Below are 15,409 nucleotides of genomic sequence, written 5' to 3' on the forward strand. Positions count from 1 at the left end.
ATGCCTCCGGGAATGCTACCCTGGATGATCGAACTTTCCTTAATAGAATCCATCATAGACCCATCCACAGTGGGTGTTTATCGATCTGAGTCAATATTTGACCCACTGAAGGTCAGGGTGTGTTCTGGAGTCCTTCAAAGTCTATCCGATGATATAAGTATCAGTTTGCGTCTATGCTGATATGGATTTGCTGGTCAGTTAATGCCTGCTTCGTTGTTTTAAATAAAAGTGAAAAACAGGAAGAATGGATCGTCCATGTCATCTGAAAATAGAATAACTTCCAATCGAGCTTTCATTCTTGCCATTGCAGGGGCGGCTATTGGTCTGGGGAATATCTGGCGCTTTCCCTATGTTGCTGGTGAAAACGGGGGTAGCCTGTTTTTTTTGCTGTACATACTATTTGTTGTATTGCTCGGGTTGCCGGTGATGATTGCCGAGATTGTCGTTGGTCGGGCAGGACGTGCATCACCCGCCAGCAGCCTGCGGCAATTGGCTGTCAGCGCAGGCCGTACAAAGCACTGGAGTAAACTGGCCTGGCTGGGAACGCTGGCAGCGACGATGATTCTATCCTTCTACAGCGTGGTGTCTGGTTGGGTGCTCTATTTCTTTTTTCAGTCACTTTCGGGGGAATTACCAGCGAGCAGTATACAGTCGGCCTCTAATAATTTTCAGCGGCTTCTGGAGTCTCCCTGGCAGGTCATTCTGTACCATGGGCTGTTTATCATTATGACAGTGGCGATTAGTGGGCGGGCAGTTTCCAAGGGGATAGAACGGCTAAACAACTGGCTGATGCCACTGATGTATCTGATTCTTATTATCCTTCTGATATACACCAGTGGTTTCAGTGGTTTTGGGATTGCTCTTGATTATCTGTTTGGCTTTAAGTTGGAAGCGATAACCGGAGGAGTTGTTCTGGAAGCGATGGGGCATGCGTTTTTTACCCTCGCGATCGGAGCCTGCTGCCTTATGGCTTATGGTGCTTATATGCCTGAGCGGCAATCGGTTGTTAAAGCTGTTTTGATTGTCGCACTACTGGATGTGCTGGTGGCAGTCATGGTTGGTGTTGCAACCTTCACAGTGGTTTTCAGCGAAAGCCTTCCCGTGGCAGGTGGCCCTGGTTTGATGTTTATCACCTTGCCGGTTGCCTTGGCTCAAATGCCATTTGGTTCATTGATTCTACCTCTGTTTTTTCTCCTTTTAGTCATGGCTGTCTGGACATCAGCGGTGAATCTGGCTGAGCCCCTGGTAGTGATGATGAGCCGTTTGTGTTCCGGGTTTCGTGGAGCAGGGGCGGTGATTGCTGGTGTTGTTGTGTTTCTGGTTGGGCTGATACCGGGCCTCTCATTCAGTGTGTGGAAGCACTTTTCTGTGGGTGACAAAACACTGTTTGATCTCTATACGGCCTTTGCCACCCAGGTCATGCTGCCAGTAACCGGGCTTCTGGTGCTTTATTTTTCAGGCTACATAATGGAGAGAAAGGTGCTGGTTGAGCAGCTGGGTATGCAGGGTAAATCACTGCAGTTCTGGCAGTTTTTAATTCGTTGGGTCAGTCCACTGTTGTTGGTGATGGTTATTCTGGGGGAATTGTTTCGGATTTAATCCTGACAGCTCGGGTGAGAGCCTGAGTGGTTAACTTCTACCAATCGAACCTTCTAAATACCGTAATGAGCATGGCAAGACGGACTTCAGAACAAGGCGAAACGATAAGTAATAGCCGGGTTATTGCGAGGATTCTCAACGCAGGGCTGACGATCATATTGCCAGCGCAATAGCGTAGTTAGAATGTTCGATTGGCATTACATCAGGTTTTTGATCAGTGCTGCAATCAGCATGACAAAAATTAACACCATGGCTATTTTTGAAAGCTTACTTTGTTGTTCACTGGTGAGTGATTTTCCATGGCGCTCTGTCAGTTTAACCACAATAAACAGAGTGATGAACAGTAAAACTAAAATTGAGATAAGGTTCATAATTCAGGAATTAAAACGGGCAGTATCACTGCCCGTAATTGATAGTAAGCTAGGAAAATTACTTCTTGACTTGTTTTTTGTCAGCGTCTTTCATGTCTTCAATACTGATGAGCTCAACATCAAACACCAGAACAGAGCCTGCTGGTATCGTTCCCACCTCCTGGTCACCGTAGGCCAGTTCAGCCGGGATAGTCAGGCGATACTCAGAACCGACAGGCATCAGGGCAACACCTTCAGTCCAGCCCTTGATCACATTAGCCAGAGGGAAAGTAGCTGGCTGGCCTCTTTGCTTGCTGCTGTCGAAAACAGTACCGTCGGTCAGAGTGCCGGTATAGTGAACGGTGACAGTATCTGCAGCGGTTGGCTTAGGTCCGTCACCTTGTTTGATTACTTCATACTGTAGGCCAGACTCGGTAGTGGAGACGCCTTCTTTTTTGGCATTATCTTCTAGGAACTTGGCGCCATTCTTAAGGGTCTCTTCGCGCTTTTCCTTGGCTTTTTCCTGAACAACGGTGTTCATCTTTTGCTCATGAGCTCTGAGGGCAGCCCCCATCTCTTCATCATTCATTCTAACCTGATCAGCTAAAGCGTCCATCAAGCCTTGCTGTACCAGTGCACGATCCAGAACGACACCCAGTTCGTCCTGCTGTTTCAGGGTCTGACTGGCAAAGTTGCCAACAGATGCGCCAATGGCATAGGCGGCTTTCTGTTCATCGGTGTTTAACTCAACTTCAGGAGCCTGGGTGGTTTTCTCCTGGCAACCTGCTGCTAAAAGCACAGCTGCGGCCAGGGCAGATATTTTAATAACCTTCTTCATATCAGTTTCCGTTGTTTTTGGCCAAAAAGCCGTGTTGGCCAAGAGAATCTTGCCTGTATCAGGATTAAAGTTAAGAAAAACTTCAGCAATAATGGCACAGCCTTTACGACAGTTGAACCAAATGGCGGTAATTTTTCAAAAAAATCACATTATTACTTTACGGCATATCATAGACCATTTTTAAAAATTTGAGCTGTTTGAGTTTTGATTGTCGACGTATGCAGGGGATCTTTTGCCAGGACCGGGCCTGATCAATGTCAGGCATGAATTAACCGAAATGCATGTATGCCCGTTTATCAGGGATGCGAATCATTAAAAAAATAGAGAACTGGAAAGGAAGCGGGCAATTAATACTCGCTATACTCAGCCTTAAAAGAAAGGGGGCTCAATCTACAATCATAGTACGCTATATTTTCTGTACCATTGTTTTTGATCATGGTTTGTTTCTCCTGATTTTAACTCTGAAATACATCGTCAAAACTGGCTTATAGTGGAGCTGTTGTTTGGAGCCTGCAGTCAACAACACTTTTATTCTGTCCCGAAAGCTATCAGCTGCATGCGTGTTTTTTAAAAATGTGTGCAATGAAGAGGCTGGGAAACACCGATTGCTTTTAATCTGCTACTGGATTCAATGGCATTTCAGGCATAGGACCGTCTGTTCTATTCTCTTGAGCTTTGCTCTGGTTCCCGGTTATGTCGATGCTTCTGAAGTCATAACGGGCGAGGGTGAGAGGCGGGTGAGTAACGTTTATCGACCTGTTTGTATTCACGATCCCAGAGATGGCTGGCAGTCTCTGCGGCATGGTTTTCAGTTAATGGCGCATTATCATAACGATAGAGTTCTGGAACAGCTGAAAGCATTTCCCCAGTATTACTTTAACCGGTTGTCTGAGCGTATTCTGACGCATCAGTTCTATTTGAACAGGAGGATTCAAGAGAAAGGTCTGCCGGCAGAGCTGGCCTTGCTGCCTCTGATCGAAAGTGAGCTTAATCTGAAGGCTCATTCATCAGCCAGAGCGATGGGGGTCTGGCAGTTGATGCCACGCACCGCCAGAGCTTATGGGCTCAAGGTTTCAAAAAAATGCGATGAACGAACGGATCTTGAAAAAGCCACCGATGCTGCGCTTACCTACATTGAATATCTCTATCGTAGAACCAATGACTGGATTTTAACCATCGCTGCCTATAATGCCGGCCTCTATCGGGTCAGGAAAAGCATCGCTTTAGCTGAAAAGTCCGGGGGGTATCCGGATGAAGGCTTCTGGAGTCTCGATTTACCTGGCGAGACACGCAGACATGTGGCCAAATTCCTAGCACTCAGTCATGTGGTTCTGTTACCGGGTAAACACGGCATCAAACTACCATCACTGGTTAATGTAGAAGGTGATAGGCTGTCCTCCGTTAAATCCGGATATTATTCTCCAGAATGTATTGTGCCCAGTGCAGGTTGCCTTTATTGCCGCCAGCTGGTGCTTATGGCTGTCTATATTCTGTTCAAGGCGATGTGACCTGATTTGGTGAGGAGTAAGGGCCTGTTGACGTATCGTTGAGAGCTCAGCAGATAAGGGGGATCCTACGACGCAGGACCCACAGGGCCTAAAGGCATGGTGGTTCCATGTTCAAGTTGTTCAACGCAGCATGAGTGCTTGTGTTATCAACCCGAAGGGCCACCCACGGTTTGTGCCATTCTGCGTTGCTCACTGCTTATGCGGAATAACCACACAACGCAGTTCAGGCCTTGTCTGACTAGAACCGTGGGTGGCTGGTCACATGTCTAATTGAGAACGCCCCCTCGGAAAACTTATTATTTATTGTCTCGAAGACTCTATTAAAAGGATTTAAAGGACTCCCAAATGCACTGATGTCTCGCGGTGCTGCGGGGCTTTGGGAGCGATACCTTCCAGGTGGATACGTTGCTATTCATTACCAGCCACATTGGCGCCCTTTATTTTGCTCATCCAGATATTCCTGCAGCGGAGCAAAGTACTCCAGAATAGCCGAAGCATCCATTTCCGGTTTGCCTGTCAGTTCGGCTAATGCTTCCTGCCATGGGCGGCTGGAGCCCATTTCAAGCATTCTATTCAGACGACCACCGGCTTCTTTTGAGTTATAAATAGAACAGCGGTGAATCGACTCTTGATTGCCGGCAATATCACAAAGTGCACGGTGGAACTCGAACTGAAGAATATGAGCCAGAAAGTAGCGGGTATAGGGCGTATTGCCTGGCACATGATATTTTGCGCCCGGATCAAAGTGTTCTTCAGTACGTACAACAGGCGCCTCAACCCCCTGATACTTTTTGCGTAACTCCCACCATGTCTTGTTGTAGTTCTCAGGTGTTATCTCTCCAGAAAAGACTTTCCAGCGCCACTGGTCTACCAGAAGCCCAAAAGGGAGAAAGGCGATTTTATCCAGTGCCATTTTCATCAAAAGGCCAATGTCTTTTGAGGCGTCGGGTACATCCTCAAGCAGGCCTATATCCTGCAGGTAACCGGGAGTGACTGACAGAGCAATGGTGTCACCAACGGCTTCATGGAATCCATCATTGGCGCTTTGCTGATAAAAAACCGGTTGTTTTTTATAGGCGCGATGGTAAAAGTTGTGGCCTAACTCATGGTGAATAGTGGTAAATGCTCTTCCAGTGAGCTGGATGCACATCTTGATCCGCAGGTCATCTTTGCTGTCCAGGCTCCAGGCTGATGCGTGACACTGTACCTCACGATCACGAGGCTTGGTAAACAGTGAGCGCTCATAGAAAGAGTCGGGCAACGGTGCAAACCCCATGGAGATGAAGAAATTTTCAGCAGTGCGAACCATTTTAAGCTCGTCATAATCGTGCTGGGTAAGTAGCTCGGTTAAATCATAGCCAGGGTCGCCATGCTCCGGGGCGACCATATCGTAAATGTTGCTCCAGTTCTGTGCCCACATGTTACCCAACAGGTGTGCTGGAATGGAGCCATTCTGAGGGACCTTGTCTTCACCATAGATGTCGCCGAGTTTGGCCCGGATATGGCAGTGGAGAGATTGGTAGAGTGGTTGAACCTGGCTCCAGAGGCGTTCAAGCTCTCTGGAAAAGTCATCAGCAGGCATATCGTATTTGGAGCGCCACATGACACCTGTGTCTGCATAACCAAGTTCTTTTGCCCCGTGATTGGTCAGTGTGACCTCCTGCATAAAAAGAGGGCGCATGGATTTTGCAACTTCATGCCAGCCAGTCCATAGTTCCAGTAATTCATCATAATTCCGGCTGGTGGCCATCGTTGCAGATATTTCACTCAAACTCAGGCATGTTTTCTCATTTAAACAATACTTACCTTTGCCATAAAGGCTGCTCAGTTGAGTGGTTATTTGGGATAGCTCATTATTCTGTTCGGCATTCTGTGGGGCTGGGAGCGTGAGAGCAAGTTTTAATTTTTCCAGCTTGCGCCGGGTATTTTCATTCAATTCAGTATTATTAAACCTGGATGCTTCGTGAGCCAGGCGGACGACAGCGGCTGTTTTTTTGGCATTTGCCTCAGCGACCAGTGATGAGGTGTCATAGGTGATGAAATTGGCATGAATCCACTTTGCCCGACTTACCTTCTTATTCAGTTTTTTTAGATATGCTTCAGAGTTTGCCAGAAAGATTTGAGCATCTTCTTCAGTCATTTCATTTCTGGTTGTAGAGGCGCTGTTGTCTGTTTTTTCCTGATTATGGTCAGCAAATGCGATCAACGAAACAAGAACAAAAGTAGAAAGCAGTCTGCTGGATGTTATGATTTTCATGTCGTAACGTCATGCTACCCGGTTGGATTGTTTGCTTAATCATAGCTGAAGTGATTGATATCACTGTTTGTGATAGCGGGGCAGTACTTCAATTCTGATTAAGCAAAGCATGAGCTATTTATCGTGATCGGGCATGATCATGGAAATGATGACCGTGAAAAAAATAAACAAGGAAGAGATCCACAGGCAGGCTTCCAGTCCCCCCCATTGAAAAGCCCAACCGGAAAGAATCGTGCCGGTTAAACGCCCCATGGCATTGGCCATGTAATAGAATCCCACGTCCATGGATGCGCCTTCTTCGCGGGCAAAAGAGACGATCAGGTAAGAATGCAGTGATGAGTTGATTGCGAATATCCCGCCAAAAATCAGCAGTCCAATAATCAGGCTTAACTGTGGATACCACTGGAATGCGACAGCCAGTGCCAGCAGGGCGGAAACCAGCAGCAGCATTGCTGACCACAATGCAAGAGCGATGCGGCTCTGGATATGATGACTCTCAGTCCCGGTGATTCTTGGTGCAATGCCCTGAACCAGCCCATAACCAATCACCCATATCGCCATGAAACTCCCCGTTTCCACATGGCTCCAGCCAAAAACGGCACTCAGAGAGATGGGGAGGGCGATAACAAACCAGACGTCTCGGGAAGCAAAGAGAAACAGGCGTGCAGCGGAGAGAATATTGATGGCCTTGCTCTTGGAAAATATCTGAGTAAATTTGGGTTTGCTTCGGGCTTTTCCCAAATCTTTTTGCAGCCACATCAGGCTGCCCAGCAACACCAGGGTCAATATAGAAGCCATTGTGAACATGGCATTCTGAAAACCAATCAGGCTAAGCAAGGCTCCTCCAAGGAAAAAGCCTGCACCTTTCAGTGCATTTTTGGAGCCGGTCAAAATGGCAATCCAGCGATAAAGCTTTCCGGATTGTTGACTGCTAACCAGTGTTTTTATGGAGGTCTTTGCACTCATCTTATTCAGGTCTTTCGCAATACCTGAAATAGCCTGGGCAAACATAACCAGAGGTACTGAAAGGTAGTGAGACGGTACCGCAAGCATCAGTAGTGCAATGACCTGCATGAACAGTCCGATATTCATGGTTTTGTTTAGTCCGATGCGGGCGCCCAGCCAGCCACCAATCAGATTGGTGACTACCCCGAAGAACTCGTAAAAAAGAAACAGCATAGCAATTTCAAAGCCGGTATAGCCAAGTGTATGAAAGTGAAGTACCACTAACATACGCAGGGCGCCGTCTGTCAGAGTGAAATTCCAATAGTTGAATGTGATAAGAGCGTAATTTCTTATCTGTTGTTGCCGTGACTGTTTACTGTTGTCAACGCGGGTAGTCTCAGTCATCAGGAAGTCTCTCTGCCAACCTTCAGTGCTAACTCTGCAGTACGGCAGGCATAGCCCATTTCGTTATCGTACCAGGCATATATTTTGACCATGCGCTGGTCAACGACCATGGTGGAGAGCGCATCAATAATTGAAGAGCGTTGATCACCCCGGTAATCGATAGAAACCAGCGGTTTTTCTTCAAAACCAAGGATTCCCTGTAACGGGCCTTCAGATGCTTCTTTCAACAGCTGGTTGACTTCATCAGCAGAGGTGTCTTTTGCTACGTCAAAAACCATGTCGGTAATTGAAGCATTAGCCAGGGGAACACGTATTGCATGTCCGTTCAAGCGGCCTTCCAGGTCCGGGAAAATCTGGGTAATGGCTGTTGCCGAACCCGTGGTGGTAGGGATCAGTGACATGCCACAGGCTCTGGCTCTTCGCAGATCCTTATGAGGAGCATCCAGAATCGTCTGGGTATTGGTCAGGTCATGAACGGTAGTGATGGCACCACGGGTAATTCCCAGGTTCTCATGAATAACCTTGACGACAGGGGCTATACAGTTGGTGGTGCATGATGCAGCGGTGACAATCGGATGTTTACTGGCATCAAACAGGTGATCGTTAACCCCCATGACGATATTTAAAACACTGTCTTCTTTAACTGGCGCAGTAACGACAACACGCTTTACTCCCTGCTCAAGATACTGGTTCAGTTTGATGGTTGCTCGATGAACTCCGGTAGCGTCAATAACAACATCACAATGTGACCAGTCTAACGCGTTGATTTCTTTTTCCTGTGAGCACTCAATGGGCTGACCATTAATAATAATACGCTGGTTATCCGATGAAACTTTTTCCTGCCAGGTGCCCTGTACAGAGTCAAACTGCAGAAGGTGTGCAAGAGTTGTGCTATCACCAGCGACATCATTGATTTGCACGAACTCAATCTCTGGCCAGTGCCAGGCGGCTCTGAGAACCAGTCTGCCGATCCGGCCAAAGCCATTGATACCTACTTTGATTGTCATTTTCTTACTCCTTAACAAGAAGGGCGGTTAACCATTGATTCCAGACGTTCCTGATCCTGTTGATACTCTTTTTTAAGGCATTTTGACAGGCGAAGACCATCGATGATTTTATTCATCCAGCCAGGCAGGTCTTCAGCAATAGAATAGAAAACCCACTGGTTCTTACGACGAGTGCTTAATAAACCGTAGTTACGCATTTGTGCCAGATGCCTGGAAATTTTTGGTTGTGGTTCATCTAGGGCGGCAACCAACTCACAAACGCACAATTCACCTTGTCGAGCTATTTGAAGCAGACTCCGGAGTCGGACTTCATCCGCCATCATTTTGAAAAACTCATGAGGTAGCACAGTGACCTCCTATATATCTGAATATGCGAATATGCATATATATAAAGTGAAATGCAATCAATTTTTTGGGTATGAGTTGAGGAGGTATAGATTGAGAGCAGCACACTGGTCAGTGTTGCTCAATATGGCTTATTAGTCGCTTCTTCTGACGTTCTTGTCCCCGTATTTTTCCAGAAAAAAACCAATTAGCAGCCATAATGAGTGAATCTGTTGATGGCGTGATTCTCGTTTAGCCAAGAGTAGTGGAGCAAAACTTCCCATTGCATTGCCTGAAATAAATCTGACGAAAGCTTCAGAGAATTATGAGCCTTTTGTTTATTGCAGAGCCATTTTAGTAATTGCGGATAGCCCTATGATCAAAACATGGAGTCAATACTCACTGACCACTAAGGTTCTGGTAGGAATGGTCTCGGGTCTTGCAACGGGTTTAGTCATTCGTACCTTTCTGGCTGACAGCTTTTTTGTGGCGCACTACATCACCGATGGACTGTTCCACGTTATTGGTCAGATTTTTATTTCATCACTGAAGATGCTGGTGGTTCCGCTGATCTTTACCTCGATTATCTGTGGTACCTGCTCTTTGAGTGATGCGTCTACTTTAGGCCGCTTAGGTGCCAAAACACTGCTTTTGTATCTGTTTACGACAGCGGTTGCTATTACGCTGGCTATTGTTGCAGGGCTGATTGTAAAGCCGGGCGTTGGGGCAAACCTGGAGGCGGTATCAACATTTACTCCCCAGGAAGCCCCGGCAATCAGTGACATTCTGATACACCTGTTCCCGGATAATCCGGTTGAAGCCATGGCCAGTGGTAATACTTTGCAGATTATTGTGTTTGCCGTTCTGTTTGGTATTGCTATCGGAGCTGCAGGGCAGCAGGGTGAGCGCATTGCCCGTGTTTTTGAATCCCTGAATGCGGTGATGATGAAGCTGGTGGCGCTGCTAATGAATATTGCACCCTACGGGGTGTTCTGTTTGATGGCTAAACTGTTTACCACCATAGAGCTGTCTGCTATTGCTAGTTTGGCTAAATACTTCACTTTATTACTGTTTGTTCTGTTGTTTCATGTACTGGTGACTTACTGCTCTTTGTTGAAGGTATTTACTGGGTTAAGTCCAATTACCTTCTTGAGAAAGATGGAAGATGCGGCCATGTTTGCCTTCAGTACAGCCTCAAGCAATGCCACGATTCCTGTCTCCATGGAAACGGCTACCCACCGTTTTGGTGTCTCTAATCAAGTGGCGTCGTTTACTATTCCGTTGGGCAGTACGGTGAATATGGATGGCACTGCTATTATGCAGGGCGTGGCGACAGTATTTATATCCCAGGCTTTTGATATTGATCTGACCATAAGTGATTACCTGTCTGTGATTTTAACAGCAACGCTGGCGTCTATTGGTACTGCAGGGGTTCCAGGTGTAGGCATGGTCATGTTAGCCATGGTTCTGCAACAGGTAGGTCTTCCTCTGGAAGGTATTGCGTTGGTGATGGGGGTTGATCGACTTCTTGATATGGTCAGGAGTGCGGTCAACATTACGGGTGATTGTGCGGTAACCTGCATTGTTGCCAAGTCTGAAAATGCCATGGATGTATCTGTGTTCAATGACCCTGAGGCTGGTGTCAAGCAGGAGACCATAGATTTCCATCATATCCGCTAAGCATTTCTGCCTCTTCTGACTTCTTTGGTTATGCCAACAGAGTTTTCTAGACGACAGAAGCCTATCTTTATGCAGTTTTTGACTATTTTTCTTCCTGACGGCTCGCTGGCGGTGACTATACTCATAGTTGTTGTTGGTAGCCCTATCAGGGATGCCGATTCAGTAATGACTCCTTGGGAACGCCCCCTAGATTTCTGACTAAATCCCGCCTTTATATTTCTGCTATTTCTTGAGAGCCCAACTATGCCCACAGCTCCGACCCCTTCCACAAAACGATTGTCGATAATGTCCATTGCGCTGATGACATCCGCTGCGGTTATCAGCCTGAGGGGACTACCGATGATGGCCAAAGAAGAGATGACGATGTTCTTCTATATTGGCTTTGCAACGGTTCTTTTCCTGATACCAGCGGCGCTGGTTTCCGCTGAGTTGGGCAGTGCATTTTCAAACCTTGGTGGTGGTGTCTATACCTGGGTTGAACAAGCCTTTGGTCCAAGGGCAGGCTTTATTGCAATCTGGTTGCAGTGGATACAGAACGTTGTCTGGTACCCAACGGTGATGTCGTTTGCAGCCGCAGGTGTTGCCTATCTGGTGGCCAGACCTGAGCTTGCCAATGATCAATACTATATTGGTGTTTTTTGTATCATTTTTTACTGGGTATCGACTTGGATGACCTTTAAGGGGACGGATGTTATTGCCAAGGTAACCAGTAGTAGCTTTCTGGTAGGAACGGTGTTGCCGGGTATTGTTGTTATTATTCTGGCTCTTCTCTGGGTGGACCAGGGTAACCCTGTCGCCTTTGAGCACCTGACTACTCAGGATGCAGGGTTGTTCCAGCTGGAAGGGGGGAAAGTCCATTCGCGCTTTTGGCCAGAGTTCAATAGCTTCGGTAATATTGCCTTCCTTGCCGGTATAATTCTGCTCTTCGCCGGTGTTGAAGTGCACGCCGTTCATGCCAATGAAATGGGTAATCCCAAGACCGAGTTTCCACTGGCTATGCTGATTGCTGCGTTGATCATCTTTGTGCTCTTTACTCTGGGCTCATTGGCGATTGCTGCCGTTATGCCTGCGGAAGAGATTGATCTTCAGTCTGGTCTGATGGCTGCCAGCCAGATCATGCTGAATAAAATGGGAATTGGTGACTGGAACCGTTTATTTTGTCTGTTGCTTGCATTAGGGGCGCTGGGGGGGGTGATGTCATGGATCAGCGGTCCGAGTAAAGGTCTTCTCTGGACTGCCAAGTTGGGGCATTTGCCACCGGCGCTCGCAAAGACCAATAAAAATGGCATTCCAAAAAATATTTTGCTGGTTCAGGGAGGGCTAGTCACCCTGTTATCCTGCATTTATTTCGTGTTCAAAAATGTCAGTGTGGCGTTCTTTTTGATCAGTGCAATGACAGTTGCTCTCTACTTGCTGATGTATATGTTGATGTATGCAGCCGCTATACGCCTCCGTTTTACTAAACCGGATCTTGAGCGACCTTACAAGGTGCCAGGTGGTGAAGGTGGTATGGTCATCATTGGGGGGCTTGGCTTCCTCGGCGTGCTGTTTGCCTTTATTGTCTCTTTCTTTCCACCCAGTAATCTGCCGATTGGTAGCCCATCTACTTACGTTGGGATTGTAGTGGCTGGCACGGTGATCTTTCCAGGTATTGCCTTTGTTCTGGATATGATGAAAAAGCCATCATGGAAACAAGCAGGTGCAGATAGTGAGTAGCTTAAGGCGCGATTAATTGGAATGATCCCAGGGAAGGGCGCAGCGCTTGGGTGGTGTTTTACATCAGATACAGTAGAGCCATGAATAGGAAGCCTGGTACAAAGAAACCGACCAGAGCGCCTGATTCCCGGTCACCCCAACGCTTTTCTGTGAAGATACCGGCGCAATGGATGATGACAACCCATAACAATAAGCAGATAGAAGCAATAATCCATCCCGTTGGTGTCATTTCTTCCAGTATTTTCATCAGGTTAAACATGGGCAGGTTCCTCTACTTCGAGCGTATTCTTATTGCTGATTAGCCTTGGCTGTTGGAAGCATAGACGCTTTGACAGTAATCTGCCGGTGACTGACGGTGTTTTTGGTCGTAGAAAAGCCATGTCGGAAGGATAAAAAAGGGGGCCGAAGCCCCCTTTTTTCTTTAGTTGATAAAGTGTTACATCGCAGGGTAAGTGTAAGAAGCCTGAATACCCAGGGGCAGACCTAGTGCCCAGTACGCCAGCAGGAAGATGGTCCAGCCGATCAGCATGGCGATGGAGTACGGCATCATCATGGAAGCCAAAGAGCCAATACCGGAGCCTTTAACGTAACGCTGGCAGTAAACCACTACCAGTGGGAAGTAAACCATCAAAGGTGAAATGATGTTGGAAACAGAGTCACCAACACGGTAAGCCGCCTGAGACAGTTCTGGGGAGATGCCCACTGCCATCAGCATTGGCACCAGGATTGGTCCAATCAGAGCCCATTTGGCAGAAGAAGAACCAATGACCAGGTTAACGGTCGCAGTTAACAGAATCATGCCAATAACGGTGATCTCACCAGGCAGGTTCATTGACTGAAGTACGCCAGCACCGCTCAGGGCGAGTACCGTGCCCAGGTTAGACTGGGAGAATGCGTACAGAAACTGGGCACAGAAGAACGACATTACCAGGTAAGCGCCCATGGTCGACATGGTGCTGTTCATCGCCAGAACCGTGTCTTTAGAGCTCTTGAAGTTACCGGATACCTTACCGTAAACAATACCGGGAATGATAAACAGGATAAAAATCAGCGGTACGATAGACTGCATCAGTGGTGCAGAAAAGGCTGTGATTTCACCGTTCGGAGAGCGAAGTGGTGAGCTTTCTGGCACAACGGCAGCAACCAGCAGTCCGATAGCCACAAGCATTGCGAGACCTGCAGCATTAAAAGCTTTGCTTTCTTCGGCGCTGAAGGAGCTCAGGTCAGGTGCTTTCTCAGCATCTTCGTCCAGAGAAGTCGTGCTTTTCAGGCGTGGTTCAATGATCTTGTCAGTAACGTACCAGCCAATAGCAACAATGATAAAGCTGGAAGCGCCTGTGAAGAACAGGTTGGCCAAGGGGTTCATCTGGTAGCTTGGATCAAGGATCTGAGCAGCAGACTGGGTGAAGCCCTGCAGCAGAGGGTCAATGCCAGAAGGAATAAAGTTAGCAGAGAAGCCACCGGATACACCTGCAAATGCGGCCGCAATACCTGCCAGAGGGTGACGGCCAGCAGCGTGGAAGATGATACCGCCCAGAGGAATAACCAGTACATAACCAGCGTCAGCTGCCGTGTGACTGATAATAGCCACAAGAATCAGCATGGGGGTCAGCAGTTTTGCTGGAGTGATACTCAGCAGCTTCTTAAGGCCAGTGTTGATAAAGCCTGATTTTTCGGCCACACCAATACCCAGCATGGCCACCAATACGATGCCCATGGGCGCAAAGCCGGCAAAGTTTTTAACCATGCTGGCCAGGAAGGTGGCGAGGGCCGAGCCAGTCAGCAGGTTATTGACGACAACGGTTTCGCCGGTTGCAGGGTGAACCATGTCGAGGTTTACTTGTGCCATCAGGGCAGAAAGCACCCAAACGATGACCAGACCGTAAACAAAAAGCAACGTAGGGTCTGGGAGTTTATTACCTGCTTTTTCAACGGCATTAAGGAAGCGATTCATTAGTTTTGAATCGCTCGATTTTGCCTCAGGCATCGGCGGTGCTTTTGTCAGGCTCATGGAATGATCTTCTTGGTAATATGATGATTTCGTAAACGACTTTAAAAAACCGTGAAGGGTTCAGGAATGATCCAAGTCAACTAAATATAATAAAGCGATATTTGTATATAGTATTTAGATATATGTTCTGTCAGAGGTGTGGTTTGCCGGAAAAATAGCCTGCGTTACATCGAGGGGGTGTTTCGCTTTTCGAGACTAAAGCCCATCCATTTGTACAGGCTGTCGTTTATAATCTTGTCGGTGTAACCCGATTTTTGCCATTTCTGCAGCTGACTTGAGATCGCATTCAGGGGTAACTGACAATTTAATTTTTTAGAAATAGCGGTATGAAGCTCAAACGATGAGATTTCGACAGGCATCTTTTCAAACCGCCCTTCAAAATCCAGCAGAGACATAAACAGGTCTCCCTGGGTTTGTGGGTAAATGGCATAGTCAACCCTGCCCACATTCAGCATTTTCAAGCCCTGCTTTGCGTTGAAGGTTCTTACCAGGTTCAGGTGGTTATTGGCATATTGGTTAAACTGCTTGCTGAACCTGAGGTTTTTTGGGGTGACACCTTTCAGTTCCTTCATGTCAGACCACTGATTGATAGCAAAGCGTCGATCCTTACGCGTAACAACCATATAGCTTTGGGTGAAAATAGGTGGTTCCATAAACTGGATATCCTTCAGGTATTTCTGCTGATAGGACATGGCAGGATTAATATGGATGATGCCTTGCTGTAGCTTATAGTTGACCCGATTTGCACCGCCAAAATAATCGTTGATAA

At 47.2% G+C, this 15,409-nt stretch carries 13 protein-coding genes (1 of these 13 cut by a window edge); 4 read left to right on the forward strand and 9 right to left on the reverse strand.

Features of this window, described 5'->3' with window-relative positions:
• Positions 1 to 255: 255 nt before the first annotated feature.
• Complete coding sequence (locus tag GV64_RS09965; RefSeq protein WP_020584982.1) at positions 256 to 1,599, forward strand: sodium-dependent transporter; 1,344 nt, start codon at positions 256 to 258, stop codon at positions 1,597 to 1,599.
• 197 nt (positions 1,600 to 1,796) lie between these two features.
• On the opposite strand, the gene GV64_RS25510 is transcribed toward GV64_RS09965, so the two are convergent.
• Both GV64_RS25510 and fkpA read right to left on the reverse strand, forming a co-directional pair.
• Positions 1,797 to 1,970: a hypothetical protein gene (locus GV64_RS25510; protein ID WP_020584981.1), complete on the reverse strand. Its 174-nt coding sequence runs from the start codon at positions 1,968 to 1,970 to the stop codon at positions 1,797 to 1,799.
• Positions 1,971 to 2,028: 58 nt separating this feature from the next.
• Positions 2,029 to 2,787: an FKBP-type peptidyl-prolyl cis-trans isomerase gene (gene fkpA / locus GV64_RS09970; RefSeq protein WP_026258643.1), complete on the reverse strand. Its 759-nt coding sequence runs from the start codon at positions 2,785 to 2,787 to the stop codon at positions 2,029 to 2,031.
• Positions 2,788 to 3,455: 668 nt separating this feature from the next.
• Here fkpA and GV64_RS09980 point away from each other — a divergent pair.
• Positions 3,456 to 4,295 carry a lytic transglycosylase domain-containing protein gene (locus GV64_RS09980; RefSeq protein WP_020584978.1) on the forward strand — a complete coding sequence of 280 codons (840 nt, stop codon included), beginning with the start codon at positions 3,456 to 3,458 and terminating at the stop codon, positions 4,293 to 4,295.
• A gap of 415 nt (positions 4,296 to 4,710) precedes the next feature.
• Here the strand turns inward: GV64_RS09980 and GV64_RS09985 are convergent, their stop codons facing one another.
• The 4 genes from GV64_RS09985 to GV64_RS10000 form a co-directional block, all read right to left on the reverse strand.
• On the reverse strand, positions 4,711 to 6,552 hold the full coding sequence (locus GV64_RS09985; RefSeq protein ID WP_020584977.1) for a M2 family metallopeptidase: 1,842 nt from the start codon (positions 6,550 to 6,552) through the stop codon (positions 4,711 to 4,713).
• Positions 6,553 to 6,666: 114 nt separating this feature from the next.
• Positions 6,667 to 7,902, reverse strand: coding sequence for an organoarsenical effux MFS transporter ArsJ (gene arsJ, locus GV64_RS09990; protein WP_020584976.1), 1,236 nt, complete (start codon positions 7,900 to 7,902; stop codon positions 6,667 to 6,669).
• A complete protein-coding gene (locus GV64_RS09995; protein ID WP_020584975.1) occupies positions 7,902 to 8,909 on the reverse strand; it encodes an ArsJ-associated glyceraldehyde-3-phosphate dehydrogenase in 1,008 nt (335 codons plus the stop codon). The genes arsJ and GV64_RS09995 overlap by 1 nt, the downstream gene beginning before the upstream one ends.
• 11 nt (positions 8,910 to 8,920) lie before the next feature.
• Entirely contained in the window at positions 8,921 to 9,256 is a 336-nt protein-coding gene (locus tag GV64_RS10000) for a metalloregulator ArsR/SmtB family transcription factor (RefSeq protein WP_026258641.1), read from the reverse strand.
• Between the two features lie 352 nt (positions 9,257 to 9,608).
• Between GV64_RS10000 and GV64_RS10005 the strand changes: the two genes are divergently transcribed.
• Together GV64_RS10005 and GV64_RS10010 are read left to right on the forward strand one after the other, a co-directional pair.
• On the forward strand, positions 9,609 to 10,913 hold the full coding sequence (locus GV64_RS10005; RefSeq protein WP_026258640.1) for a dicarboxylate/amino acid:cation symporter: 1,305 nt from the start codon (positions 9,609 to 9,611) through the stop codon (positions 10,911 to 10,913).
• A gap of 285 nt (positions 10,914 to 11,198) precedes the next feature.
• Complete coding sequence (locus tag GV64_RS10010) at positions 11,199 to 12,629, forward strand: amino acid permease (RefSeq protein WP_020584971.1); 1,431 nt, start codon at positions 11,199 to 11,201, stop codon at positions 12,627 to 12,629.
• A gap of 58 nt (positions 12,630 to 12,687) precedes the next feature.
• Here the strand turns inward: GV64_RS10010 and GV64_RS10015 are convergent, their stop codons facing one another.
• The 3 genes from GV64_RS10015 to GV64_RS10025 form a co-directional block, all read right to left on the reverse strand.
• On the reverse strand, positions 12,688 to 12,888 hold the full coding sequence (locus GV64_RS10015; protein WP_020584970.1) for a hypothetical protein: 201 nt from the start codon (positions 12,886 to 12,888) through the stop codon (positions 12,688 to 12,690).
• A gap of 177 nt (positions 12,889 to 13,065) precedes the next feature.
• A complete protein-coding gene (locus GV64_RS10020; RefSeq protein ID WP_020584969.1) occupies positions 13,066 to 14,640 on the reverse strand; it encodes an AbgT family transporter in 1,575 nt (524 codons plus the stop codon).
• Between the two features lie 164 nt (positions 14,641 to 14,804).
• On the reverse strand, positions 14,805 to 15,409 hold the 3' portion of the coding sequence (locus GV64_RS10025) for a substrate-binding periplasmic protein (protein ID WP_034844186.1). The gene runs 193 nt beyond the window's last position; only the last 605 of its 798 coding nucleotides appear in the window; its start codon lies beyond the right edge, outside the window; the stop codon is at positions 14,805 to 14,807.

Origin of the sequence: Endozoicomonas elysicola (assembly GCF_000710775.1) — a bacterium.
Taxonomy (GTDB): Bacteria; Pseudomonadota; Gammaproteobacteria; order Pseudomonadales; family Endozoicomonadaceae; genus Endozoicomonas; species Endozoicomonas elysicola.